The following is a 26273-nucleotide window of genomic DNA, read 5'->3' as shown; positions in this document are numbered from 1 at the left end:
CGACGAGGACATCGTTCGAGTCAGTAGTTCTGAGGGTCATGATGATCAATGGGACGGTCAGTTCCTACTCTGCCAGCCAGTCCCAGACCAGCCACCATCAATACTCACAGTAGTTCTGGGGGTAATTCGTGGCGACTCAGCTCCAGTCCATACCCTCGGGCGGCCACGGTTCGCCGTCCGCCTGAGCATTGAGCTGGTAGGCGATCGCCCCGTCGATCGACTCGCGGATGATGTCTGCATGTCCGGCATGCCGGGCGATCTCGGTATTGAGATGCATGAGGATCCAGCGGACGGTCATGGTGAAGTCGTCGGGCATCCACGGGTTGTACGGCATCGGTACTTCGGTGCCGAGGTCGGTCCCCGCCTCTGCGACTGCGGCCCGAGCCTCCTCGATCCCGTCGATGACCTTGTCGAAGATCGCAACCGCCTCGTCGATGTCGAGGTCGGGCAGGGCTGACCCGTCGAACATCGCCGTGAGTCCCATCTTTTCGTTGACCGGTCGGTAGTCGTCCTCGGCGATCTCTCGAGTCGGTTCCTTGACTTGGATGAGCCAGTTGTTGACGACCTGCGCCGCGTGGACGACGAGTCCTGTGATGCTCAATCCGCTGGCCGTCGGTGTGCTGCGAGCCTGTTCATCGGTCAGGCCGAGCGCCGTGAGCTTGAGCTGGTTGCACTGCTGCGTGAGGAACGTGAAGGCAGCGTCGGCTTCGGTCGTGACGGAAGGGGTGAAGAACGGCATGGTCTCTCCTCGTGGGGTCTTCGTTCGGCAGGTCCGCCGCAGCCGATCGGCTGAAGCGGTAAACCTATCGTCAACTCCTATGCGGACATATACTGTCCGCATCTGTGGAAGTGGCTGAAGTTCTTCTGAAGGTGGGATCGGAGATTCGCTTCGGATCCGTGCCAGCACCTCATTCCAATTCACACGAAAGAGGAGAGTGACATGCGATCGGAGACGCGGCTCCTGACTCTGCTGAGCCTGTTCGCCTCCGGGCGTGGGTACACTGCCGCCGAACTCGCCGCCCGCTTCGACGTCACCCCGCGGACAATCCGCCGCGATATCGCCGAGCTGCGCGATCTCGGCTACATCATCTCCTCGATCCCTGGTCTCGCTGGAGGCTACCGCGCCGAATCGCGGACGGTGCTGCCGCCTCTGCAGCTCGAGGCGGGGGAGGCGCTGGCCACCGCGGTTGGTCTCGCGCTCCTGCGCGGGGCCGGCCTGGACACCGAGCATGCGGATTCGGCGACGACGAAGCTGCGGGAGATGCTTCCGACGGCGATGCGCGCGACCGTCGCTGATATCGCGGCGGCCGTGTCCGTGTCCGAAGGAAACGTTCCCGGAGTCGACATCGAAGCGGTCATCACGCTCGCCTCGGCGATCAATGCGTCGACGATCGCGACCTTCGGCTACCGGAAGATGCAACGAACTGAGGCCGAGATCCCCTCCGTTACGAGCGCGCCCGGTTCTCCGACTGCCGATCCGATCGCGGTTCGATGGGCAGCCCCCGATAGCGGCGCCACCGACGCCAACTCCTCGACTGCCGAACCCTCGACGCCGCGTCGCGTGGAACCGATCCGCCTCGTCGTTTTCGGCGCTCACTGGTACGTCTTCGCCTTCGACCTCGACCGCGATGATCATCGGGTCTTCCGCCTCGACCGGATGAGCGATGTCCACGCGACGACGCTGAGCTTTACGCCGCGTGACCACCCCGACGCCGAGGCGGCTGTCTCCGCCGCCGTCACCACCACCGCGTATCCGCACACCGTCGTTCTGCGCACCGCTGCCTCGGTGCAGGAGGCGAAGGAATGGTTTTCCACCCGGAGCGCCACCATCACCGAGGCGGCCGACGGGGTGCGCATCACCTGCGGATTCTGGGACCTCAGATGGGTCACGGCCACCCTGGCAGCGATCCCCGCCGAGATCGAAGTGCTTTACCCGCCGGAGCTCATCGACTCCCTGCGAGAACACGCAGCGAGAGCCCAGGCAGTCGTCGAAGCCTCACTTTCCTAATTGCCACCCGACGGCGGCCCAGATACCTCGCGCGAGGTTGCTGGGCCGCCGTCAGGTAGTAATTGGAGGGCAATGGGGGTTGTTTCTACCTGACCGTTGAGTGATCCCGACGTGAATGAACCACGGATGAGTCCATATACTGGGGGCCATGACGATTCTCATTGGCTACCTACCCGCTCCCGAGGGTGAGGCTGCTCTGCGTGCCGGTTTCGCAGAGGCCAAACTGCGGTCGAGCGCTGCCGTCGTGATCAACTCACAGCGACGAGGTGCCAGTGGAACTCCGACCGAGATCGGTGAGGACGAGATCAAGCGGATCGTCGACCTCGGCAAGGAATCGGACGTCGACGTCGAGGTGCTCCAGCCCGACCATGAAGACGATCTGCCCGGCACGCTCAACGACCTCGCCGAGGAGTACAAAGCCCAGCTCATCGTCATCGGCCTGCGCAAACGCTCGGCGATCGGGAAGTTCATCCTCGGCTCGCAGGCACAGCGGATCCTCCTCGAAGCCGAGGTTCCGGTCCTCACGGCCAAAGCCTGAATCGACGGTAAGACCTGAAACCTCGCCGAGGCGGCCCTGACCTCGGCATCACCGCCGAGGTTCCAGCCCCCATCCCCACGCGAGGAGTTCGGCCAGCGACACGCCCTCGGCATCGCTGAGATCCGTGATCTGCGTACGGCACGAATACCCGTCGGCGAGAACGATCTGCAGACGCTCGCCGTTGTCGGAATGCGTGCCGGATCCGGTCCGGGGCTCCACACCGGTGGCCCGTCCCCGTTTGCGCAGAGCCGGCAGCAGAGCCACTTCGGCGACGGCGACCGAGGTCTCGAAATGGCCGTCCTCGACGCCGAAGTTCCCGGCCAGACCGCAGCAGCCGCCGAGGAACTCAGTGCTCGCTCCGGCCCTGGCCAGCAGCTCTCTGTCGGCCGCATTGCCGAAGATCGCGGACTGGTGGCAGTGCGGCTGCACGAGCGCCTCGACTCCTGACAGGTCCGGCAGTTCGGCACCGATGCTCAGCAGGTATTGGGCAAGAGTCTGCACGCGGTCGGCCACTCGGTGCGAGGCCTCATCGGCGACGAGCTTGAGCGAATCGTCCTTGAGCGTGGCCAGGCACGAGGGTTCGACGCCGATGATCGGCAAGTCTCCCGTGGCATCGAGAGCGGTGATGGTCTCCGACAGATTCGCCTTCGCCGCATCCAGCTGACCGGTGGAGATGAGCGGCAGCCCGCAGCACACGGTCTGATCGACCACTCGCACATGCACACCGGCTTGCTCGAGCACGGCGACGGCCGCGGCGAGGATACGCGGAGCGAAATGGTTCGACCAGGAATCGGCGAACAGCACGACTTCGGCATTGGCACGCGACTTCGGTGCCGCCTCGGCGGTGGTGGTCCACCACTTCCTGAACGTCGTGGACGAGAACTGCGGGATCGAGCGGCGGACGTCGATGCCGGCCATCTTCTTCGCCAGGGTCGTCAGCCCCGGCAGCCCCGACACCCGGTTGACGACCGGCGCGAGCGGGGTGACCAGGCGAGCGAGCTGGGGAAGGAACCCGAGCGAATAGTGCTTCATCGGCCGCAGCCTGCCCTGATAGGACTGGTGCAGGACCTCGGCCTTGTACGTGGACATGTCCGTGCCGGTCGCACTCGGTCCCGCAGGCCTTGCACGACAGGCACAGGTCGAGGGCTTCGTGCACTTCGGGGGAGTCCCAGCGAGGCTCGAGCAGATCTCCGGACACCATCTCCTGCAACACTCGTGCGCGACCCCGCGTCGAATGCCGTTCGTCCCGGGTGGCCTGATACGACGGGCACATGATGCCGCCGCCGGCCGCCGAATCCGCACGGCACTTGCCGACTCCGGTGCACCGGTGCACCGCCGAAGCGAAACCGGCGGACTCGCCCTCGTATGCCATCGCCAGAGTGCCGGGCAGTTCCTCACGCAGCGGCAGCTGAGTCAGACGGATCGACTCGTCGAGGGCATCCGGGTCGACGATGACACCGGGATTGAGCAGATGCTGAGGATCGAAGAGACGTTTGACCTGGGCAAACAGATCGAGCGCCGCCGGGGTGTACATGAGGCGGAGCAGTTCGGACCGGGCCCGACCGTCCCCATGCTCCCCGGAGACCGACCCGCCGTAGCGGGCGACGAGCTTCGTGGCCGCGACCATGAAATCGCGCATCACCTGACCGCCGTTCGGGTCCTCGAGTGGGAAGTCCACGCGCATGTGCAGGCAGCCGTCACCGAAGTGCCCATAGGGAATGCCCCACAGCCCGTGCTCCTCGAGCAGCTCCATGAGGTCATGAAGATAATCGCCGAGGTGGTCCACCGGAACCGCCGAATCCTCCCATCCTGCGTGGGCGTCCCGTCCATCGGGGGTGCGTGAGACGAGGCCCGCGCCATCGGCGCGGATCGCCCACACCTCGCGGCCGCCTTGGCATCGAGGACCGCGGTATCGAGCGACTTCGATTCGGAGATGAGGCGCTGAGTCTCCGACTCGAGCGCGGACTCGTCCTCACCGATGAGTTCGACGACGAGCCAGCCCGCGCCCTCGGGCAGCGGAGGGACCGCCTCGGCGCCCTTGGTGTCGATGACCCGGTCGAGCATGCGCGAATCGAGGCCCTCACAGGCGGCGACGGGGAAGTCCTTCAGCAGCGGTGCGTCGTGGGCGGCGGCGACCATGTCCGCATAGCCGAGCACGACCGCCGAGGTGAAGCTCGGGTCCTTGACCAGACGCATCTTCGCCGCGAGGACGACGCCCCAGGTGCCCTCGGTGCCGGCGAAGGCCCGGCGGACGTCGAAGCCGTTCTCCGGTAGGAGGGACTCGAGTCCGTACCCGGAGACCTGGCGGGAGAACGTGCCGAAGTTCGTGCGGATGGTGCCGAGGTTCTGCGCAACGAGTTCGTGCAGCCGCGGAAACGTCGCCGCCGCGTCCGAGCCATCGAGGGTGACGACTGTGCCGTCGATGAGCATGATCTTCAATGCCAGGATGTTGTCACCCGTGCGTCCGTAGCCCAGTGCCCGTGGGCCGCAGGCATTGTTGCCGATCATCCCGCCGATCGTGCAGCGGGTGTGGGTGGACGGGTCCGGGCCGAAGCGCAGACCGTGCGGTTTGGCCTGTTTCTGCAGGTGGGCGTGGACGCAGCCGGACTGCACCCAGGCTGACTGCTCGTCCCGGTCGAGGTCGAGGACCGCATTCATATGGAGAGAGAAATCGAGGACGATGCCGCGGCCGATGGCGTTGCCGGCGATCGATGTGCCGGCGCCGCGGCTGGTGATGGGCACACCGAGGCGGCGCGCAACGGACAGTACTCGCGCCACTTCCTCTTCGTCGTGGGGGAAGACGACGGCGGCAGGGACGAGCCGGAAGAGCGAGGCATCGGAGGAGTACGCGGCGCGATCGGTGTCGTCGATGCTGAAATCACGGATGCCCGCGGTGCGGAACTCTTCGGCGAGTGCAGTGGGAAGCGCTGTCTGGGACTCGTCTCCGTCGACGGTCGCCCGGTTCGCTCCAGGGGGATGGGCCATAGTCGTCATGTCCGCATTGTGCCACCTGGGTTGCCGGAACATCGATACCTTCCACCTCGCGGAGTTGCGAGTGAGAGTCATCCTCGGGACCTCAGAAACGTTATACGTTCGTTATTACACGTGCTCAGAACGGTGCTACACAGTAGCCTGAGTTCCTATATCCGGGAATTCTTGGCGTCTTGACATATTCGTGGTATCTAATGGGACTACACCAATTCGTGGCAACGTGCCACTACTTGAATGCAAGGGAAGAAACCATGTCTCGTCGAGCTCGTGAATTGACAGTTGATCAGACTGCATTAGTCGGCGTCGTCCGAAAGGTCGCACGGCAGCGTTCGAAAATCAACACCGACTATGTGATGGCGATTCTGCGCGCCCGTGAAGAAGGCGCGACCTTTGGTGCGATCGCCGAGGCGGCCGGCACCTCCTCGCAGGCCGTTCAGGAGATCGTGCGCAGGCACGGGCCTGTCAAGCGCAGTGAGCCGAAGGCCGGAGTCGCCGACCCCGCCTGATCCCAGGAAGCACGGGGGCAGGATGGCATTCTACGGGTCCCCTCTGTGCCCGCTCTTCCCGCGCAGAAACCAGGGCGGTGATCCATAGATGATATGGATCACCGCCCTTGTGCGATTCATGCACGTTTTCTGACGGTTCCGTGACCGAATCGTCGAGACACCGGAAGCGGGAATTTCCGAACTGGCGACAATGAGGCTGGTGAGCGAACAAATCACCGAAGAGAATACTGCTCGGAGTTCGAAAATCGCTTCAGGAATCGCCTCTTCATCGGTTTGAGAAATCATTCGGACCTGGATGCTGTGACGGCAACCGCAGGTGCGTTTCCGAAGGGTCGGAATAGCCGATTGATCGGAGTTCCCGGCCACAGTGGGCGGATTAGATACAAGAAGTACATGTTCGCCGGTGTATTGCAGTCTTGTTACACAGGGTGTGAACCAGAGTGAATGGCTCTGTGTGGACCTGGGCCCTGCGGCCCTATGCCGGCGTGCAATTTCAGGCAGGTTTCTGCCTGCGGACACTTGGGCGAGAGCCGCAACGCCTTGTCTAGAGTGGCCGTATGAACTCCGAGCTCGAATCGCTGCCCGCTGAGATCGTCGACCTTCCGCTCATCCGCATCGCCTCAGACCTCTCGCTCATGGCTTGGGAGCAGATGCTCGCCTGGAGGCCGCTGCTCGGCGCGAGCCTCGATGCCAGCGTCGTCGATACGAAGACCTCACCGAATGACCTCGTCACTCGCGCAGACGCGCAGATCGAAGCGCTTGTGCGCGGGTACCTCAATCGAGTCCGACCCCATGACCTCATGGTCGGCGAAGAGGGATCCGAGGCCCTGGATCCTGTCGAAGTCTTCCCAACGGATTTCCTACTCAAACTCCACGCTTTCGACTCGGAGTCGGGCCGACTCCTCGAGCTCGGCGATGAACGGCAGAGTAATGGAGCAGCCGGAGCGGAGGGCGGTGGTCCCCGCCTGGAATGGCACATCGACCCGATCGACGGCACCGTCAACTATGTCCGCAACATCGAACACCATGCGTTCTCCGTCGGCGTCTGCGAAGCTGCAGATGAGAAGGATGCCGGCTTGGGACTCGGCGACTGGCAGATCGGGCTCGTCGCCTCACCGGGGCTGGACGCCACCTGGTTGGCGGCCGCGGGAAGCGGAGCCTTCCGTATCGACGGGCGCTTGGCCGACTACCGCGAGGCCGGTTCGGCCATTCCGGCGCGACGACTGCGCGGCACTCCGCCCGGACTGTCGGGCAGGCTACTGGCCACGGGCTTCGCCTACGCCCTGAGCAATCGCGGCGTCCAGCTGGCCAAACTCGAAGACCTCATGACCGGCTACGACGACATTCGCCGCTGCGGGTCGCCGCGCTCGACCTGTGTATGGTCGCCGAAGGTCGGGTCAACGGCTACGCCGAACGCGGCCTGGGCATCTACGACTACGCCGGCGGAGCCGTCATCGTCGAAGAGGCCGGACTCAAGGTCAGTCGCGGAGGCTCCGGCGGACCGACCGCCGCGGCCGATACCCAGGAAGAGGTCGACCGCCTCATTGCCGCTATCTGACTCAGGCCGACACCGCCTGAACCCGGGATCGCCGCCGTCTGACCCCTGGTCCACACCATCTGAACCCAACCCCCATCACCTGAGCTCAGGCCCACTCCAAATGTGATGCAGATAACGTCATACTTATTTGACTTAATTTACAAAGCATAGGCTAAGCTTACTTTCAGTGTGTGCACGCGCTCTTCTTATACGTTCATTCCTGAAAGTGGGACCCTCATGGTTCGACTCGCCTTCAACTGAGCGCCCTGGCAGGCGTTGTCGCTCTCACGCTGGCCGGCTGCGGCTCGGCAGAATCCGACTCGGCGAAGGCCGATGACTCCGGCTCCACGGTCGAGGTCGAGGACAACAACGGCAAGCAGACCGTCGGCTCCCCGCCGAAGTCCGTCGTCGCCACTGACAACCGCACGTTCCAGACACTCAGCGACTGGGGCATCGAACTCAAGGGCGGCGCCGTCTCCCTGATGAGTGAAGACCTCGAGTACACGCAGGATGATTCGATCCTCGACCTCGGCAGCCACCGCGAACCCGACCTCGAGAAGGTCGTCGAAGCGAAGCCCGACCTCATCGTCAACGGTCAGCGCTTCGCCCAGTTCCATGACGATCTGGCCAAGCTCGCTCCCGAGGCAACGGTGCTCGAACTCGATCCCCGCGACGGCGAGGACTTCGACGCGGAGCTGCGCCGACAGACGACCACTCTCGGCGAGGTCTTCGGCAAGCAGGATGAGGCGAAGAAGCTCGTCGACGACTTCGATGCCTCCATCGAACGCGCCCAGGCCGCCTACGACGACAGCGACAAGGCCATGGGCCTGATCACCTCGGCCGGCGACATCGGCTATGCCGCACCATCGGTCGGCCGCACCGTCGGCCCGGTCTTCGATATCCTCGACCTCGACCCGGCCCTCGAAGTCGAAGAGGGCAGCGAGGACCACCAGGGCGACGACGTCTCCGTCGAGGCCATCGCGAAGTCGAACCCCGACCTCATGATCGTCCTCGACCGCGACGCCTCGTTCGCCCCCGAAGAACGCGACGAGGGCTCGGCCCCTGCCGCCGAGGTCCTCGAAGACTCCGAAGCGCTCAAGGACGTTCCTGCGATCAAGGACGACAAGATCGTCTACTTCCCCGAGGACACCTACCTCAACGAAGGCATCCAGACGTACACCGAGTTCTTCAACGACTTCGCAGACACGCTCGAAGCTCAGAAGTGATGACCCTCGCCGAGGCGGCCCGACGTCGGAACGAAGCCCGACGCAACCGGACGGCTGAGTCCCCACAGGGAACGGTCGATCCGTCCCTCAACGGGACGTCGGAACCGTCCCCACGTGGGGCCGCCTCGGCGAAGGCGCCCCTGTTCGGATGGCCCCTGCTGTTGGGCATCGTCGGGGTCGCCATCCTCCTCGCGCTCTCGCTGCTCACCGGCGTCTACGACGTCTTCGGCGGTGACGGCGGGGCCGAGATGTTCCAGATCACGCGGATCCCGCGCACGATCGCCCTCGTCCTGGCCGGCGCCGCCATGGCGATGTGCGGATTGGTCATGCAGCTGCTGACCCAGAACCGCTTCGTCGAGCCGACGACGACCGGCACCACCGAATGGGCGGGGCTCGGCCTCATGCTCACCGTCATCGTCTATCCCGATGCCTCGATCGTCGCGCGTATGGTTGGCGCGATCATCGCCGCGTTCGTCGGCACCCTCGTCTTCTTCGTCTTCCTGCGCCGCGTCTCTCTGAAATCCTCGCTCATCGTGCCGATCGTCGGCATCATGCTCGGCGCTGTCGTCGGCGCCGTCTCGACCTTCATCGCGGTGCAGACGGATATGCTGCAGTCGCTGGGCATCTGGTTCGCCGGCAGCTTCACGTCGATCCTGCGCGGCCAGTACGAGACTCTGTGGATCGTCGCGGCCGTCGTCGTCGCCATCTTCATTCTCGCCGACCGCTTCACCGTGGCAGGGCTCGGCAAGGAGATCGCCACCAACGTCGGTCTCAACTATAACCAGATCCTGCTGCTGGGCACCGTGTTCGTGGCGATTGCGACCGGAGTGGTCACCGTCGTCGTCGGCAACCTGCCGTTCCTCGGCCTCATCGTGCCGAACATCGTCTCGCTCATCCGCGGCGACGACCTGCGCTCGAACCTGCCCTGGGTGTGTCTGCTCGGCATCGCGATCGTCACCATCTGCGACCTCATCGGCAGGATCATCGTCATGCCCTTCGAACTGCCCGTCTCCCTCATCCTCGGCGTCGTCGGCGCGGCCGTGTTCGTCGCCCTGCTGCTGCGTCAGCGAAAGGTCGGGTGAGCTCGGATGCGCGCAAACGATGAAACCGAATCGACCGGGACCGGCACCGAGGCGGCCCACCCGACCGCGGCCACCGTCGTGAACGGCGGGGATCGGTCCGGTGCGGGCGCACGGTACGGTCGGCCGCCTCGGCGAGGGTCTGCGACTGCTCAGCGGTCGTCGGGACCGCTTCCGACGAAACGGTCGCAGCGTCGCTACTGGACGATGATCATCGTGCTGGCGGTCGCCTCGGCGGGGATCGCTCTGGGCATCCTGGCCTGGGACAATCCGATGCCGATCACCGACCCGGGGTTCTGGCTGATCGCCGAGCTGCGGCTGACGAACCTCGTCGTCATCGCCCTGGTGGCACTGTGTCAGTCGTTCGGCACGGTCGCCTTCCAAACGGTGACGAACAACCGGATCATCACCCCATCGATCATGGGATTCGAGTCCCTCTACGTGGCGATCCAGACCTCGGCGATGTACTTCTTCGGAGTCACCGCGGTCGTCGAACTCAAGGGGCTAGTGCCCTTCATCGTCCAGCTCGTGCTCATGGTCGGGCTGTCGCTGGCGCTCTACGGGTGGCTGCTGTCGGGACGGCATTCCTCGGTGGCGCTCATGCTGCTCATCGGCGTCGTCATCGGCGGCGGACTCGGCTCGGTCGCGACATTCATGCAGCGGACGCTGACCCCGAGCGAATTCGACGTCCTCTCCGCCCGACTGTTCGGGTCGATCTCGAATTCGGATTCGAGCTACCTGCCGGTGTCGATCCCGCTGTGCCTGCTCGCCTGCCTCGGGCTCTACCTCTGCTCCTCACGCCTGAATGTGGTGGCCCTGGGACGGGACATGACGAGCAACCTGGGACTCAACTACAAGGGCGAACTGCTCAAGGTCCTCTTCTTCGTCTCCATCCTCATGGCAGTGTCCGTCTCGATGATCGGACCGATGGTCTTCCTCGGCTTCCTCGTCGCAATGCTCGCCTACCAGTTCGCTGACACCTTCGACCACAAACGCCTCTTCCCGATGGCCGCGCTCATTGGATTCGTCGTTCTCGGCGGGGCGTACTTCGTCATGAAGAACATCTTCTACGCCGAGGGGGTCGTGTCGATCATCATCGAGATCGTCGGCGGCGGCGCCTTCCTGCTCGTCATCCTGAGAAAGGGGCGCCTGTGATCACGCTCGAATCGGCCCGCAAATCCTACGCCGACGAAGTCTCGATCGGGCCCGTCGATCTGCAGATCCCTGCCGGGGGAGTCACCGCTCTGGTCGGGCCGAACGGCGCCGGAAAGTCGACTCTGCTGACGATGATCGGGCGGCTGCTCGGGATGGATTCCGGCGCGATCTCGGTGGCCGGTTATGACGTCAGCTCGACGAAGTCGAAGGATCTCGCGAAGATCGTGTCCATCCTGCGACAGGAGAATCACTTCATCACTCGGCTGACGATCAGGCAACTCGTCGGCTTCGGGCGGTTCCCGCATTCGAAGGGGCGACTGACGACCGCGGATGAGGAGGTCATCTCACAGGCGATCGACTTCCTCGAACTCGGTGAGCTGGAGAATCGGTTCATCGACGAGCTCTCCGGCGGCCAGCGGCAGCGCGCCTATGTGGCGATGGTGTTGGCGCAGGACACCGACTACGTTCTGCTCGACGAGCCGCTCAACAACCTCGACATGAAGAGGTCGGTGCAGATGATGCAGCATCTGCGTCGGGCCGCCGCCGAGATGGGGAGGACCATCGTCATCGTCCTCCATGACATCAACTTCGCCGGTCACTACGCCGACCACATCTGTGCGGTCAAGGACGGCGCCGTCACCGAATTCGGCACTCCCGACGAGATCATGACCGGAGAGGTGCTGTCCAGGGTGTTCGACACCCCGGTCGACGTCATCGACGGTCCTCGCGGCCCCTTGGCGGTGTACTTCTGAGTCCGGTTGCGGCCACCTGGCCTCAGTCTGCGCGTGAGTTTTGCCTTTGCGCTGATTTCATGCCGCCGGCGGGGCCGGCGGAGGGTACGTTCCGGGAAGCATGGGGATGGTGAGGAGCCACTTGAGGCGACTCTCGGGCACTCATCGCCTTTTGACCGAACCATCGAGTTCGAACCAGATGCATCGATCAGAAGGCGATGACAGATGCCCCGTAAGTCGATGACGGATGGTGCAAAAGCCGATCACCAGACTTGGGCTCCAGTGGACTGAGCGCTCACTTGCGCACCAGACACTGTGGAGTACCTTCTCATTCGGCACCTTTAGAGAATCCAGACAGTCGGCGCGTTCATAGGTTCAAATGGGCTAAACCGTCTCAGCGGTGCCCAGCATCTGCGAGTTCTCAGGGATTCGTGTGCAGAGACGTTCATCAGTGGCCTGTGGAGAATATCTCGACTCGACCGTCGTTGACTTGTGGACGACGAAACGTTGTCCACAACCTCAGCGCAAGGGGTACTAACGGCAGTTCGCTGATGCCGATACTCGCCAGATGAAGAATACGATCTATCGTGAAGAGTTCTCCGCCGCCGGCATCTCTTCCAAAACGATCAAGAGCGCGCTGGATTGTTGTCTGATTCGTCTCTGCCGCGGGGTGTACTCGGTGATCCGTGAGTGCGGAGTGAAAGACCACAGTCGGATTGCGGCATTTATCAGAGACGTCGACTGGATCAGTTTCCACGTCGGCAAAACTCCAGCCGACCTGAAGCGCGATTTCAGGTATCAGACCCAGCTCCGAGCGCTGCGCATTCAGAGTTACCGCTGGTACCGGCCGGAGGACGTGATCGTTGGCAAATCGGCGGCTGTCCTCCACGGAATACCTTTGTACAAGGACGCATCGCAAGCGATCACGGTCAGACACCCAAGGAGCAATTCGCACACTAAGGAGATTATCCGTGTGCGGGATGAGGTACCCGCAGAGGATCAGGTCCGATTCGGTCACCTTGCGGCCACCTCGGCGATCAGGACGGCCTTGGACCTCATTCGGATTTCGGGTCAACACGAAGCTTTTGCAGCACTGGAATGGGTACTGCGTCAGGCGACGGCCGATCATTTCCCTGGCTTCAATCCGAGGTCCGGGTATACAGAAAAGTTTCAGTCCGAGGCACGTCGGATCATCAAGACGGCGTTCTATCCTGCGGTTGCTCGCATGCGATCGGGCCAGGTCACCGCGCAGCGGATGGTTGATGCGATCGGGCCGTTCTCTGAGAGCCCCGCCGAGAGCAAATGCCGACTCAACCTCATCGCTTTGAACCTGACGGGGTTCGAACAGCAGATCGAAGTCCGAGACAGCCGAGGCTTCATTGCTCGAGTCGATTTTCTCAATGAACAGGCACGAACGATCCTCGCGGTCGACGGAAGTGAGAAATACGCTCTGGTGGGTCCCTCGCTGATCCGGAGGGAAGGCGAACAGCACAATCGGCTTCTCAGCTTGGGCTATAAGGTCATCCATCTGAGTTTCGACGACGTGCTCAGACTCAACGACTTTCGGGACAAGATCTTCACACAGGTGCCGGAGCTGAAGCAGATGGTCGGGAGCCCGGACGAATGATGTAGAGTTCGCGCATCGACTTTTGTGCCGGTAACCATCGGGTTTTGTACAGTCGGGTATCGAGTTTTGTGTGGCGCATCGAGTTTTATCCCGATGACCTGATCAGAAGGCGATTGTTCGCCGAAGAGGCCGCTGAGTTGCCATGGCTCGGTGCTCGGTGCTCGGTGCTCGGTGCTCGGTGAAGGCGCGGCCCAGCACCAATCGCTGCGGCGGCCTCGAGTGGCACCTGGAGGAGAACGGCGCCGATGTCCGTGACCGTCGGATCCTCTTCTCAGCTTTCCTCGATCAGGTGAGGGCGCGGAAGGCGGCTGCGGTTTCGGTCTGAGCCGACCCAGCGGCCTCCTCTATCTGTCGTCTGCCGCGACGGCCGGGCGGATCAATACCCAACGGCGCACTGCCATCACGAGTGCGGCAACCAGCCCCACGATGAGCAGTCCGTCGGCGGCAATATAGAGCAGATGCAGGGACGACCCACCCTCGTCGACACCTGCGAGCACGGCATCCGTGCGCTGATTGAGCAGCGGCCGAATGACGACGACCTTGATGATGAGCACTGCGATGAGCCCGCAGGCCACACTGCGGTAGGCGCGGTCGACTCCCGACTTGAGCAGGGCCCACAGCAGGATCACGGCGATGACCAGTTCGACCCAGTTCATCACGCCGAACACCAGTCGCCCAATGCCCAATCCCAACGGGATCGTGATGCCCGGGGCCGTGAACTTCAGCGGCGCCTCGATGAGGGAGATGCCGATGATGAGCCCGAGCCAGACGGCGGGCAGGATGATCCGAGCGCTCGCCGCCAATCGCGAGTCATCGGTGCTGAAGAAGTGAGTCATGATCCCGATTCTACTCCTCGTAGAAAATCGTCTGCCGTGCCCGATCCGCATCCGATCCGCATCCGATCCGCATCCATTCGGCCGCACCGCAGCGTCCGCCCATCCTTACCACCGCACCCGCTCTAGACTGGTGCCCATGCGTCTGTTCTCCAACGCCGTCGTGCGCACGTTCGCACCCCAGGCCGCCTCGAACACCCCTGACTCGACCGCCTCCGACCCGAGCGCATCGAACGCGGACACTCCCGCCGCGGCCCCAACCTCAACCGTCGACCTCACTCAGCCGGCCCCCGACGCGATCCTCGTCGACGGGGAGACCATCGTGGCCGTCGGCACCCGGGCCGAACTGCTCGACATCGCGGCCGCGCAGTCGTCGACGACGGCGGCGCTCGCCTCGGCGGGTGGGGTCGGTGCGACCACGGTCATCCCCGGACTCGAGCTCGACGAAATCGACTGCGGCGGACAGGTCATCCTGCCCGGTTTCGTCGACGGCCACATCCATTCGATCATGTACGCCGACTCCCTGACCGACCTCGATCTGTCCCAGACGAAATCCCTGACCGAGGCGGTCGCCGCCATACGCGAACGTGCCGATTCCCTCCCGGTGGGCACGTGGGTGGTCGGCTCCGGGTGGGACCTCAACAAATGGGAGGACCCGAGCTACCCGGACCGGACGCTGCTCGACGCCGAGGTTCCCGACCACCCCGTGGCGATGTGGTCACTCGACCTGCACACCCTGTGGGCCAACGCCCACGCCCTCGAGATCGCCGGAATCGACGAAGCGACCCCCGACCCGTCGGGCGGCAGCTTCGTCCGCGACGACGGGCAGCTCACCGGTCTGGTGCGCGAGGACGCCACCGACCTCGTCGCCCGCTTCATACCCGAACCCAGCCGCGAGGAGCAGGTCGAACGCCTCGCCACCACTCAGGAGCTCTTCCTCTCCCAAGGCCTGACCGGGATCCACGACTTCGACGGCATCGCCGCGACTCTGGGGTGGAACGACCTGCACGAAGCCGGTCGCCAGGACATGCGCGTGACGCTGTTCCTGCGCTCACTCGAGGTGCCGTGGGCGATCGAAACCGGGTGGCACACCGGCGACGGCGACGACTGGCTGCAGTGTGGTGGGTTGAAGCTGTTCTCCGATGGGGCACTCGGCTCGCACACCTCGCACATGTCCTCACCGTTCCCCGAAACCGACGGCGAGACCGAGAACTTCGGCATCGCGCAGATGACCGAGGACGAACTCTTCGAGCAGGCGCACATCGCCACCGAGGCGGGCATCTCCGTGGCCATCCACGCCATCGGCGACCAAGCGAACCACCATGTGCTCGAAGTCTTCGACCGCCTGCGCGACATCACGCGGGCTGCAGAGGAGAAGTACGACCGGCCGATGCGCCACCGCGTCGAGCACGCCCAGTTCATCCAGCCGACCGACGTCGCCCGGTTCGCCGAGCTCGGGGTGCTCGCATCCATGCAGCCACGCCACTGCATCTCCGACCTGCACCTGCTCCACCTCATCGACGAGTCCGCGCAGTTGGCGGCTTACGCGTGGCCGGACCTGCTCGAGGCGGGCGTACACGTCGTATTCGGCTCCGACGGCCCCGTCGAACCGGCGAACCCCTTCGCCGCGATCTATGCGGCGATGACCAGGGCGAACATCTCCGGCGAGGCGTCCACGACGTTCCAGCCGCACCGTCGTCTGAGCGCAGTCGAGGCCATCCGCCTGCACACTCAGGGTCCCGCGTTCGCCGCCGGTCTCGAGGACCGACGCGGGTATCTGGCCCCGGGAATGGACGCCGATTTCATCCTCGTCGACACCGATCCGTGCGCCGCTGAAGGGCTGAGCAGCGACGCCCTCAACACCGAGGTGACCGCACAGTCGAGCGACCTGAACGGCTCGCGCACGCCGACCGACGGCCTCCTCGGCTACGATTCCGAAGAAGCCCTCTTCGCCCACGCCGAGGCGATCCGCGACACCCGAGTCGCGCTCACCGTCGTCGGCGGCGAAATCAAATACCGGGCCTGACCTCGCCGAGGCGGCGCGACCGTCCCGCTGAAACGTCCCCGCAGGGACGCGGAAATCCTGTGAGATGTCCCGCGGGACGCGAACCCACCGAACGACGACGACCCGACGTCCCCGCAGGGATGTCGGGCCGTTGTGAACGCTGCTCATCCTCGGCGAGGCACCGGAACGGATGTCCTTTCGCCTTGGCGAGGTTGGCCGCAGACGTCGGGCCGCCTCGGCGAGGCGAGCAGCCGACTCAGATGTGGCGGCCGCCGGAGATCTCGGTGACGGTGCCGGTGAGGTAGCTCGAGAGCCCCGAGGCGAGGAAGAGCACAACCGAGGCGACTTCTTGGGGTTCGCCTGCCCGGCCGAGCGGGATGTCGGTGAGCTTCGAATCGATCGCGTGCTGCGGCATGGCTGCGGTCATCGCCGTGTTGATGAAGCCGGGCTGGATCGCGTTGATGCGGATGTTCTTGAACGCGACCTCCTTCGCCACGGCCTTCGTCATGCCGACGATGCCCGCCTTCGCCGCGGAGTAGTTCGACTGTCCGGGATTGCCGACCTTGCCGCTGATCGAGGACACGTTGATGATCGAGCCGCCGCGGTCCTGTTCGCGCATGAGTGCGGTGGCGACCTTGAGCCCGTTCCACGTGCCCCGCAGGTGCACGGAGATGACATCGTCGAACTGCTGCTCGGTCATCTTCCGGATCGTCGCATCACGGGTGATGCCGGCGTTGTTGACCCAGATGTCGACACCGCCGAACGCCTTGGCGGCCTCCTCGGCGAGCTTCTCGACGGCTGCGAGGTCGGAGACGTTGCACACGACACCGGCTGCGATGTCGTCGCCGCCGAGCTCGGCCACGGCCGACTGCAGGCTCTCCTCGTTCATATCGGCGACGACGACCTTGGCTCCGGAGTCGACGAGGCTGCGCGCCATCGCCAGGCCCAGTCCCTGCCCGCCGCCGGTGACGACGGCGACCTTGCCGGCCAGCAGGCCGGGAATCGCGGTGACTCCGCCGGTTTCGGTGACGGTGATGCCGGTGTTCGCGGTCGTGGATTCAGTCATGTGATGCCTTTCGTTGGGGTGTGACCAAGCGGAGCCGGACCTCGCCGAGGCGGCCCGCCGTTGCGCTTATGCGTGCAGAATACTGGTGCCGACCTCAGAGGTTGAACTGGGGCTTGTGCGCGCCACCCAGCAGCTGTTTGGCGACGACGACGCGCTGGACTTCGGAGGTGCCTTCGTAGATGCGGAAGAGGCGGGCGTGACGGTAGAAGCGTTCGACCGCTGACTCGCGCATGTAGCCCATTCCACCCTGGATCTGCACGCCCTTGTCGGCGATGCGGGCGAGTGCTTCGGAGGCGAAGAGCTTCGCCGAGGAGGGGCCGAGCTTGCGATCGGTCTCGGCGTCCCAGCGCTGTGCGGCCGAGAGGACGAGGGCCTTGGCGGCGGCGACGTCGGTGTAGATATCGGCGAGCATCGCCTGGACGAGCTGGAACCGGGCGATCGGCTCGCCGCCCTGTTTCGCATCGGCGGCGAAGCGGACGGATTCGTCGAGGATGCGGATCGACTGGCCGACGCAGATCGCCGCGATGTGCAGGCGTCCCTTGTTGAGTGAGGCCATGGCCGCGTAGAAGCCCTTCTCCTCCTCGCCGCCGATGAGGTTGGCGGCGGGCACGCGGACGTCGTCGAAGAAGATCTCCGAGGTCCAGGCGCCGGCCTGGCCCATCTTGTGGTCGTGCGGTCCGACGGTCACGCCTTCGGACTTCGTGGGCACGAGGAGGACTGAGATGCCCTTTGAGCCCGTGGCGTTCGGGTCGGTGCGGGCGAAGACCATGAGGACGTCGGAGGCCTCGGCGTTGGTGATGAACCGCTTGGAGCCGTTGATGACGTAGTCATCGCCGTCGCGCACGGCCTTCGTGCGCAGGCCCGAGGGGTCGGATCCGGCCTCGGATTCGGTGAGGGCGAAGGAGGCGACGACGTCGCCGGCTGCCAGACGTGGCAGCCATTCGGACTTCTGGTCGTCGGTGCCGTAGTTGACGAGCACCTGTCCGGCGATGCCGTTGTTCGTGCCGAACAGCGACCGGAACGCCGGTGTTGTGTAGCCGAGCTCCATGGCCAGGAGTGCGTCCTGTTCGGCGTTGAGGCCGAGGCCGCCGTATTGCTCGGGCAGGGCCCAGCCGAAGAGTCCCATTTCGGCGGATTCCTTGATGATGGCTTCGGGGAAGGCGTCTTCGTCCTCGACCTGGGTTTCGAGGGGGACGACCTTCTCGCGGACGAATTCGCGGACGGCGGTGAGGATGTCGTCGAGTTCTGAGTTGTCCATGGGTCACTCTCCTTTGTGTGTGTCCGGACGGTGGCATCCTGCGGACGGCGGTTCAGTGGCGCAGAGGTGCAGCAGTGTCATTGTGCGACTGGAGCCATCATATATCGAATTGAAGAATAAACGAGAGGCATTAATGCGTGATAGGTAATTATTATCGGTGTGAGTGGCGGTGGGGCTGGGGAGTGGTGAGGCGGTGGGACTGTGGGGTGCTGACTCTGTGGTTCTCAGAGAGACGCGTTCCACTCGTCGAGGCGGCTGCGCAGCATCTCGGCCGTCATCTCAGTGAGTCCGATGCCGTGATAGTTCGGCAGCCAGGTCTCGACACGATCGGCCGCGCTCGCCGCCGCCTGCACATCCCAGTCATTGATGTCGGAGATCGCTGCACCGAGCCGGGCCTCGTACTCGGCGAGGAACGATGCGGCGGCAGCGCGGGAGCCCAACAGGACGAGGTCCTGCCTGCACCAGGCGAGATCGAAGCCCCGCGGAGCGTGCTTGGCTCCCGACCAGTCGACGACCCCCGTGAGGCGAGGCGCCCCGGTGGCCTCGTCGCGAACCCACAGGGCGTTGCCGGTCCAGAAATCCCCGTGGGAGAGCACTCGATCGCGGAGGTCGAGCCGGTCGAACCCCTGTTGCGCACGGTGGGCGATCGCCGATTCCCCGGTGTGCGGTGCCAGCGGTGCCAGAGGCAGTCCGGTGCCGTCGAGTCCATGGATGGAAAACAGTGCCGCAGCCATCTGCTGCGCCACGGCAACGAGATCAGCGTGGGGCTCGGGCGTCGAACCGGCGACCCTGGTCGTGATGATGAGCGGTTCTTCGGTATCCGCGCTGCCGGCGACGAGGTGAGGGACCATCGGCCCGAGCGCGGTGATTCGTTCGAGCGCGGCGAGCTCTCTGGCCACGGCATCGTCTCCTGAGGGAAATGTTCGAACGACGACTTCGGAAGCACCATCGGAAGCCAGAAGGGTGAAGGCGTGCTGGCCCGCAGTGAAGACCTCGAGCAGCTCGAGATCCCGGCCCAGAAGCGTCGACGCCGATCGACGGGCTCGTTCCTGTGATGTCGGCACGCGCATCATCGCCGCGGTTCAGCAGCCGGTGTGTGCGGAATGCCCGCGCACCGGGCGAGCAGCTTCTTGAGCCCGGATGTATAGCGTTTGGCCATCATCATCTGCGCGGCGGTCGTGATCGGGCCGACCGCCTTGAGCAGCGGATGACCCGGTACAGAATCCGCGGTGATCGAGGCAACGAGGCGGCCCTCGGAGTCCGTGGACACGAGGAAGGTCTCCTCCCCGTTCTCCAGGTGACCGGGCAAGGTGCGATAGGTGAATCCGGCGCGGTTCGCCTCGTCGATGACCTCGGAGACGATGCACGACCCGACCGTCACGAGCAGATCCCGACCGCGCAGCCGCCTCGGCGAGGTGGGCCATAAGGGGTTGAGTCGCAGGTCGACGACCTGCCCTTCGGCCACACGACGTCCGGGTCGGACCGCGACGCCCGCGAGCTCCTGCAGCTGCCAGGTGAAGATCGCCTCTCGGGTGGCGGGGAAGAGATCGGCAGGCCCCAGATCGCGGTGGTGCTCGAGGTGATTCATTCCCCCATTCTCACCCGGATCGCGGTCATTCTTCGCGCCCGATCGACCCTTGTCATCGCCCCTGGTCAGGCCTAGGATGAAAATGGTTAGCTGAACGAACGCTCGCTACACGTCGGCGTCGGGAGGCGATGCCGATCGCTCATGCCATCGAACGGACACTGGAGTTCATTTATGTCAGACAGCACCTCAGCCGCTCAGCCCACGGCCGCCTCGGCGGGTCCGAAATCCGGTCGCCGCTTCGAAGGACAGGTCGCCGTCATCACCGGTGCCAGCCGCGGCATCGGACTCGGCGTCGCTCGGCGGCTCAACGCCGAGGGGGCCACCGTCGTCCTCACGGCACGCAAGCCCGAAGCGCTCAACGAAGCCGTCGCAACGTTCCCCGAAGGCACGGCGCTGGCCATCGCCGGCAAGGCCGATGACCCGGCGCACCGAGCAGAGGTGTTCGACACGATCGCGCAGAAGTTCGGCCGTCTCGACGTGCTCGTGGCGAATGCGGGAATCAACCCCGTCTACGGCCCGCTCGTCGATATCGAGCTCGACGCTGCGCGGAAGATCTTCGACGTCAACGTCCTCGGCACCCTCGCCTGGGTGCAGGACGCCGTTCACCACGAGGGGCTGAAGTTCCGCGAGAGCAAAGGCCGCGTCGTGACACTGTCCTCGGTCGCCGGGCAGGTCCCGAGCGAGGGCATCGGCTTCTACGGGATCTCGAAGGCGGCGGTCTCGCACCTGACGAAGACGCTCGCCGTCGAACTCGGCCCCGATATCCGCGTCAACGCCGTCGCCCCGGCCGTGGTGAAGACGAAGTTTGCGACTGCGCTCTACGAAGGCCGAGAGGAACAAGTCGCCTCCGCGTATCCGGTCAAGCGCCTCGGCACTCCCGAGGACATCGCCGGCGCGGTCGCCTACCTTGCTTCCGACGACGCGGATTGGATCACGGCCCAGGTGCTCACCGCCGATGGGGGAGTCGTCACCGCCGGCGGCAGCGCCTGAGGCTGAGTATCTGGCGGCTCTGGCTGCGAGTTGATAGCGGCGAAAGGTCTGAATTCTTGATGGAATTCAGACCTTTCGCCACTATCAACGCAGGAGGGTCGGACTCCTCCCTGGTGTTGGCAGCCGACGGCTGAGGGGGCAGCGGTATTCTGCGGCGCATTGTTGGGTCGATCCACGGTGTTCTCGGCGCGGAAACCACCGCGGATCGACCCAACAATCCAATCCGGGCAACGTGCTGGAGGCGCCGGCTCTCTTTCACCGGCAGTCCGGCGGCGTGGGCGCAGACGAGGCAGCAGTGGTCGGCCCGAGACCAAGGGCAAGGACCTCAACGCGATCTGAACATCGCGGCGGGACGGAAGAGCCGCCTTAGCGAGGATTTCTTGAGCGGAAGCCCGATTGGGTGGGAGAAATGGTCACGTTCTGCGCGCAGCTGCGTGACCATTTCGCCCACCGAAGGCACTGACAGTGGCGCACCGACGCTACTGGCAGGGGAACCGTGTGCCTCGGCAGGGCGACCGTTCGCCTCGGAAGGGGCGCAGAGTGTGCTGCCGAGCCCCCGACCTGCACCTGAACCCGGGGTTTGTCGGGGGTGATTTCATTCACTAGAATCGGAGGCGCAGTTCCACGCGGTTCTGCACACAACTTCATACGCCGCTAAGACAAGACGTGGGAGAGCTGCCGCAGTCGGGCCGAATCGAGCCGGACTTCCGAGCAGCGCCGTAGGTGCAATTCCCTCCCCGGGAAACTCTCAGGCCCAGTACCACCGATTGCAGGCATATCTGAAGGACAGCGAGTCCCGACTGCAGCCGATTCCGCGCCGAAGAGCGCACGAAACGGAGGCAGGGCAGGCCGCAGCTCCGACAGATCGGGGAGGACACTCAGTGATCGTTGCGTCCTCCTATCGGTGGGCGCGACACCGACCCTAGGACGGCAATTGACCAGTTCACTCGCCCATACGACGCAGGCAACAGGGGACACCGCGCGCCCCTTCTCCGACCGCCACATCGGCCCCCGCGCCGATGACGCCCAGGCCATGCTCGCCGAACTCGGCTATGACTCCCTCGAAGCCCTCTCGAGCGCCGCCGTCCCCGAATCCATCCAGAACGAAGAGCTCAACCTGCCCGCAGGCCGCTCCGAGTTCGACGTTCTCAACGACCTGCGCGAGCTCGCCGGTCAGAACGTCATGCGCACCCAGCTCATCGGCCAGGGCTACTACGACACGATCACCCCGGCCGTCATCCGCCGCAACCTGGTCGAGAACCCCGCCTGGTACACCGCCTACACGCCGTACCAGCCCGAGATCTCCCAGGGCCGCCTCGAAGCGCTGCTGAACTTCCAGCAGGTCGTCCAGGACCTCACCGGCCTCGACATCGCCAACGCCTCCCTCCTCGATGAGGCCACCGCCGTCGCCGAGGCGGTCCTGCTGATGCGTCGCGCCGTGAAGAAGGGGACAACCGTCGTCCTCGACTCCGAACTCCACCCGCAGACCATCGCCGTCGTCCGTGCCCGCGCCAAGGCCATGGACTTCCGCGTCGCCGTTGCCGACCTCGCCGAAGGCCTCGTCGGCGAAGACATCTTCGGCATCGTCTGCGCCCAGCCCGGCACCACCGGCGCTATCCGCGACTTCACCGAAGCCGTCGACGGCGCGCATGACCGCGGCGCACTCGTGACCTTCGACGCCGACCTGCTCGCACTGACCCTGCTCAAGGACTGCGCCTCCCAGGGTGCGGACATCGCCGTCGGCTCGGCACAGCGATTCGGTGTGCCCCTGTTCTTCGGCGGCCCCCACGCCGGCTTCATGGCCGTGAAGTCCGGACTCCAGCGCCAGCTGCCCGGCCGCCTCGTCGGAGTGTCGAAGGACGCCCAGGGCAAGCCCGGCTACCGCCTGGCCCTGCAGACCCGTGAACAGCACATCCGCCGCCAGAAGGCGACGAGCAACATCTGCACCGCGCAGGCGCTGCTCGCCAACGTCGCCTCGATGTACGCCGTCTACCACGGCCCGGTCGGCTTGACCCGCATCGCCTCCCGCATCCACCGCCTGGCCCACGCCTTTGCGAAGGCCGCGGACACCGCCCCTGGTGCCGAGGTGGTCACCTGGGAGTTCTTCGACACCGTGGCACTTCGGGTCGCCGATTCCGAAGCCGCCCGCTACGTCGCCGACCAGGCCGGATTCAACATCCGTGTCATCGACGACTCGACCGTCGGCGTCTCCTTCGGCGAGCCCCACACCGTGGCCGACGCCAACGGCCTGCTCGAAGCCCTCGGCATCTATGCCCGGGTCGACGCGGACGACTTCGAAGCCGCCTCGGCGGGGACCTTCGGGGCCAACGCCGTGCCGGAGCCCGCATTTGATGCGAAGTTCCACCGGGACACCGAATTCCTCACCCACCCCGTCTTCAGCGCCCACGGCTCCGAGACCTCGATGATGCGCTACCTGCGCACCCTGGCCGATCGGGACCTCGCGCTGGACCGGACGATGATTCCGCTGGGCTCGTGCACGATGAAGCTCAACGCCGCCGCCGAGATGGAACCCATCACCTGGCCGGAATTCGCCTCCATCCACCCCTTTGCCCCGGCCGAGCAGACCCAGGGCTGGCGGAAGCTCATCACCCGCCTCGAAGACTCGCTCGTCGAGGTCACCGGCTACGACCGCGTGTCGCTGCAGCCCAACGCCGGATCCCAGGGTGAGCTGGCCGGGCTGCTCGCCATCCGCTCCTACCATGTGGCGGGCGGCGATGATGCCCGCACCGTCGTGCTCATCCCGCAGTCGGCACACGGCACGAACGCCGCCTCGGCAGTGCTCGCGGGACTCCAGGTCCAAGTTGTTGCCACCGCCGATGACGGATCCGTGGACATGGACGACCTCGATGCGAAGATCGCCAAGCACGAAGGCAAGATCGCCGGCATCATGATCACCTACCCGTCGACGCACGGTGTGTTCGAACCGCAGGTCCGCGAGGTCTGCGAGAAGGTCCACGCCGCCGGCGGCCAGGTCTATGTCGACGGTGCGAACCTCAACGCCATGGTCGGCCTCGCCAAGCCCGGCGAATTCGGCGGCGACGTCTCCCACCTCAACCTGCACAAGACTTTCTGCATCCCTCACGGAGGCGGCGGTCCGGGCGTCGGACCCGTCGCAGTGCGCGAACACCTCGCGCCCTACCTGCCGGGTGACGCCACCGATCCGCTGCTCGTCGCCGGTGACCCGGAGGCCAAGGAACTGCCGATCTCGGCCTCGATGTTCGGCTCCGCCGGCGTCCTGCCGATCAGCTTCGCCTACCTCGAACTCATGGGCGCCGAGGGACTGCGCGAAGCCTCACGGGCTGCGCTGCTGGGTGCGAACTACCTGGCGAAGAAGCTCGGCGACGTCTACCCGATCCTCTACTCGGGTGAGAACGGACTCGTCGGACACGAGACGATCCTCGACCTCCGCGCCATCACCGCGGCGACGGGAGTCACCGCCGAGGATGTCTGCAAGCGCCTCGTCGACTTCGGCTTCCACGCCCCGACCCTGGCCTTCCCGGTCCCCGGCACCCTCATGGTCGAACCGACCGAGTCCGAGGACAAGGAAGAGCTCGACCGCTTCATCGAGGCCATGCGCACCATCCGTGCCGAGATCGACCAGATCGGCAAGGCGTACTCCTACGAAGAGTCGCCGCTGGCACTCGCTCCGCACCCGGCGACCGTCGTGATGGACGACTGGGATGCCGAATACTCGCGTGAGACCGCCGTGTTCCCGGTTCCGAGCCTGCGCCTGACGAAGTACTTCCCGCCGGTCAGCCGTATCGACGGAGCCTACGGCGACCGCAACCTGGTGTGCTCCTGCCCGCCGCCAGAGGCCTTCGAAGAGTTCGAGGAAGAGGACAACTGATGACTGATCAGACTGCCAACGCCCCCAAAGAGACCCCGCTGCACAGCGTCCACGCTGACCTCGGCGCATCCTTCACCGACTTCGGCGGCTGGGACATGCCGCTGAAGTACGGTTCGGAGCTCGCAGAACACCGTGCCGTGCGTGAGGCCGCAGGCCTGTTCGACCTCTCCCATATGGGTGAGGTGCTTATCAGCGGAGCCGACGCCGCCGCCTTCCTCGACTACGCGCTCGTCGCGAAGTACTCGACGATGAAGATCGGCAAAGCCAAGTACGGTGTCATCGTCAACGAGGCCGGCGGACTCCTCGATGACCTCATCACCTACCGCATCGGCGACGAAGAGTTCCTCATCGTCCCCAATGCCTCGAACACGCCTGCCGTGGTAACGGCGCTGACCGAGCGTCTGCAGCACTTCCTGCAGACCGTGGCACCCGGATCGGATGTGCGCCTGACCGACGAATCCGGCGACACCGCGCTCATCGCCGTACAGGGACCGAACTCCGAAGCCATCATCTGCGCGCCCTCGACGACTCCGCCGACGGCGAATTCGGACCCCGCGACCGGCGCGTGACGTGGCAAAGGCTCAGGTCACGGACGAGGCCAACGGGGGAGCCACCTCGGCGGGGGATGAGACGATCACCATCGGTGAGGCAGTGCGCGAGCTGAAGTACTACGCGTGGATGCCGCTGACGATCGCCGGGATCGACCTCATGCTCGCCCGCACCGGATACACCGGCGAGGACGGATTCGAGCTCTACCTGCCGAGCCGCGGCGCCGTCCGCCTGTGGGAGTCGCTCGTGACCGCCGGAGCCGACTACGGGCTCGTGCCCTGCGGTCTGGCCGCGCGCGATTCGCTGCGCCTGGAAGCGGGAATGCCGCTCTACGGCAACGAACTCGACCAGAACACCACCCCGTTCGATGCGGGACTGGGCCGGATGATCGGGTTCAACACGAAGGACGTCTTCTTCGCCCGCGAAGCCCTCGCGAAGCTGGGAGAGACCGAACCCCCGCGCGTTCTCGTCGGCCTGAGTTCGGAAGGACGCCGCGCCGCTCGATCCGGAGCCGTCGTGTCCATTGACGGCGCCGAGGTCGGCACCGTCACCTCCGGCCAGCCCTCACCGACGCTCGGCCACCCGATCGCCCTGGCCTACATCGACCGGGACCGCGCCGAGGTGGGCACCGCCGTGACAGTGGACATCCGCGGCAAGGCGCACGACTTCACCGTCACGCAGCTGCCGTTCTACAAGCGCCAGGCCGACTGAAGCTCTC

19 protein-coding genes, 4 pseudogenes and 1 riboswitch are annotated in these 26273 nt (G+C 65.0%); of the genes and pseudogenes, 14 read left to right on the top strand and 9 right to left on the bottom strand.

Annotation, left to right across the window (positions count from 1 at the left end; all coding sequences use genetic code 11):
- Positions 1 to 136: 136 nt before the first annotated feature.
- Positions 137 to 739 carry a mycothiol transferase gene (locus tag AC2W7L_RS14530; protein WP_486004992.1) on the bottom strand — a complete coding sequence of 201 codons (603 nt, stop codon included), beginning with the start codon at positions 737 to 739 and terminating at the stop codon, positions 137 to 139.
- 201 nt (positions 740 to 940) lie between these two features.
- Here AC2W7L_RS14530 and AC2W7L_RS14525 point away from each other — a divergent pair, with 201 nt between their 5' ends.
- Entirely contained in the window at positions 941 to 2008 is a 1068-nt protein-coding gene (locus AC2W7L_RS14525) for a helix-turn-helix transcriptional regulator (protein ID WP_486004991.1), read from the top strand.
- Positions 2009 to 2156: 148 nt separating this feature from the next.
- Positions 2157 to 2546 carry a universal stress protein gene (locus AC2W7L_RS14520; RefSeq protein WP_167193618.1) on the top strand — a complete coding sequence of 130 codons (390 nt, stop codon included), beginning with the start codon at positions 2157 to 2159 and terminating at the stop codon, positions 2544 to 2546.
- A gap of 48 nt (positions 2547 to 2594) precedes the next feature.
- Here AC2W7L_RS14520 and AC2W7L_RS14515 read toward each other — a convergent pair whose 3' ends face one another.
- The 3 genes and pseudogenes from AC2W7L_RS14515 to AC2W7L_RS14505 all read right to left on the bottom strand — a co-directional run.
- On the bottom strand, positions 2595 to 3635 hold the full coding sequence (locus tag AC2W7L_RS14515) for a (Fe-S)-binding protein (RefSeq protein ID WP_486004990.1): 1041 nt from the start codon (positions 3633 to 3635) through the stop codon (positions 2595 to 2597).
- A gap of 67 nt (positions 3636 to 3702) precedes the next feature.
- Positions 3703 to 4425 (bottom strand): annotated as a pseudogene (locus AC2W7L_RS14510) (FAD-binding oxidoreductase); the annotation flags it as partial.
- A 50-nt stretch (positions 4426 to 4475) separates the two neighbouring features.
- Positions 4476 to 5531: pseudogene (locus AC2W7L_RS14505) on the bottom strand (FAD-binding oxidoreductase); the annotation flags it as partial.
- Between the two features lie 359 nt (positions 5532 to 5890).
- Between AC2W7L_RS14505 and AC2W7L_RS14500 the strand changes: the two are divergent.
- From AC2W7L_RS14500 to AC2W7L_RS14465, 8 genes and pseudogenes are all read left to right on the top strand, one after another.
- Positions 5891 to 6043, top strand: coding sequence for a hypothetical protein (locus AC2W7L_RS14500; protein WP_164742748.1), 153 nt, complete (start codon positions 5891 to 5893; stop codon positions 6041 to 6043).
- 557 nt (positions 6044 to 6600) lie between these two features.
- Positions 6601 to 7344, top strand: a pseudogene (locus AC2W7L_RS14495) (inositol monophosphatase family protein); the annotation flags it as partial.
- 77 nt (positions 7345 to 7421) lie between these two features.
- A complete protein-coding gene (locus AC2W7L_RS14490) occupies positions 7422 to 7601 on the top strand; it encodes an inositol monophosphatase family protein (RefSeq protein WP_486004996.1) in 180 nt (59 codons plus the stop codon).
- A 236-nt stretch (positions 7602 to 7837) separates the two neighbouring features.
- Positions 7838 to 8806, top strand: a complete 969-nt coding sequence (locus AC2W7L_RS14485; protein ID WP_486004995.1) for a siderophore ABC transporter substrate-binding protein — start codon at positions 7838 to 7840, stop codon at positions 8804 to 8806.
- Positions 8806 to 9888 (top strand): ABC transporter permease, encoded by a 1083-nt coding sequence (locus AC2W7L_RS14480; protein WP_486004994.1) that lies wholly within the window; start codon positions 8806 to 8808, stop codon positions 9886 to 9888. The genes AC2W7L_RS14485 and AC2W7L_RS14480 overlap by 1 nt, the downstream gene beginning before the upstream one ends.
- Positions 9889 to 9894: 6 nt before the next feature.
- Entirely contained in the window at positions 9895 to 11040 is a 1146-nt protein-coding gene (locus tag AC2W7L_RS14475) for an iron chelate uptake ABC transporter family permease subunit (RefSeq protein ID WP_486004989.1), read from the top strand.
- Positions 11037 to 11792 (top strand): iron ABC transporter ATP-binding protein, encoded by a 756-nt coding sequence (locus tag AC2W7L_RS14470; protein ID WP_486004988.1) that lies wholly within the window; start codon positions 11037 to 11039, stop codon positions 11790 to 11792. Before AC2W7L_RS14475 ends, AC2W7L_RS14470 begins: the two co-directional genes overlap by 4 nt.
- A gap of 547 nt (positions 11793 to 12339) precedes the next feature.
- Entirely contained in the window at positions 12340 to 13398 is a 1059-nt protein-coding gene (locus AC2W7L_RS14465; protein WP_139470389.1) for an RAP domain-containing protein, read from the top strand.
- Positions 13399 to 13742: 344 nt separating this feature from the next.
- Here AC2W7L_RS14465 and AC2W7L_RS14460 read toward each other — a convergent pair whose 3' ends face one another.
- On the bottom strand, positions 13743 to 14234 hold the full coding sequence (locus AC2W7L_RS14460) for a hypothetical protein (protein WP_486004987.1): 492 nt from the start codon (positions 14232 to 14234) through the stop codon (positions 13743 to 13745).
- Between the two features lie 136 nt (positions 14235 to 14370).
- Between AC2W7L_RS14460 and AC2W7L_RS14455 the strand changes: the two genes are divergently transcribed.
- Positions 14371 to 16257 carry an amidohydrolase gene (locus AC2W7L_RS14455; RefSeq protein WP_486004986.1) on the top strand — a complete coding sequence of 629 codons (1887 nt, stop codon included), beginning with the start codon at positions 14371 to 14373 and terminating at the stop codon, positions 16255 to 16257.
- A 235-nt stretch (positions 16258 to 16492) separates the two neighbouring features.
- On the opposite strand, the gene fabG is transcribed toward AC2W7L_RS14455, so the two are convergent.
- From fabG to AC2W7L_RS14435, 4 genes are all read right to left on the bottom strand, one after another.
- Positions 16493 to 17302: a 3-oxoacyl-ACP reductase FabG gene (gene fabG / locus AC2W7L_RS14450; RefSeq protein ID WP_486004985.1), complete on the bottom strand. Its 810-nt coding sequence runs from the start codon at positions 17300 to 17302 to the stop codon at positions 16493 to 16495.
- Between the two features lie 94 nt (positions 17303 to 17396).
- Positions 17397 to 18560, bottom strand: coding sequence for an acyl-CoA dehydrogenase family protein (locus AC2W7L_RS14445; RefSeq protein ID WP_486004984.1), 1164 nt, complete (start codon positions 18558 to 18560; stop codon positions 17397 to 17399).
- Positions 18561 to 18784: 224 nt separating this feature from the next.
- Positions 18785 to 19624 (bottom strand): phosphotransferase family protein, encoded by an 840-nt coding sequence (locus AC2W7L_RS14440; protein WP_486004983.1) that lies wholly within the window; start codon positions 19622 to 19624, stop codon positions 18785 to 18787.
- A 5-nt stretch (positions 19625 to 19629) separates the two neighbouring features.
- Complete coding sequence (locus tag AC2W7L_RS14435) at positions 19630 to 20148, bottom strand: DUF1990 domain-containing protein (RefSeq protein WP_486004982.1); 519 nt, start codon at positions 20146 to 20148, stop codon at positions 19630 to 19632.
- Positions 20149 to 20319: 171 nt separating this feature from the next.
- Between AC2W7L_RS14435 and AC2W7L_RS14430 the strand changes: the two genes are divergently transcribed.
- From AC2W7L_RS14430 to AC2W7L_RS14420, 3 genes and pseudogenes are all read left to right on the top strand, one after another.
- Positions 20320 to 21138 carry an SDR family oxidoreductase gene (locus tag AC2W7L_RS14430; RefSeq protein ID WP_486004981.1) on the top strand — a complete coding sequence of 273 codons (819 nt, stop codon included), beginning with the start codon at positions 20320 to 20322 and terminating at the stop codon, positions 21136 to 21138.
- A gap of 657 nt (positions 21139 to 21795) precedes the next feature.
- Positions 21796 to 21911, top strand: a riboswitch (glycine riboswitch).
- 161 nt (positions 21912 to 22072) lie between these two features.
- On the top strand, positions 22073 to 25006 hold the full coding sequence (gene gcvP, locus AC2W7L_RS14425; RefSeq protein ID WP_486004980.1) for an aminomethyl-transferring glycine dehydrogenase: 2934 nt from the start codon (positions 22073 to 22075) through the stop codon (positions 25004 to 25006).
- Positions 25006 to 26266 (top strand): annotated as a pseudogene (locus AC2W7L_RS14420) (glycine cleavage system aminomethyltransferase GcvT). Before gcvP ends, AC2W7L_RS14420 begins: the two are co-directional and overlap by 1 nt.
- Positions 26267 to 26273: the final 7 nt, after the last annotated feature.

The organism is Brevibacterium sp. LAARM3_SD1 (assembly GCF_057364765.1).
The sequence above is the reverse complement of the archived record's forward strand: the minus strand, read 5'-3'. Positions and strand labels throughout refer to the sequence as shown.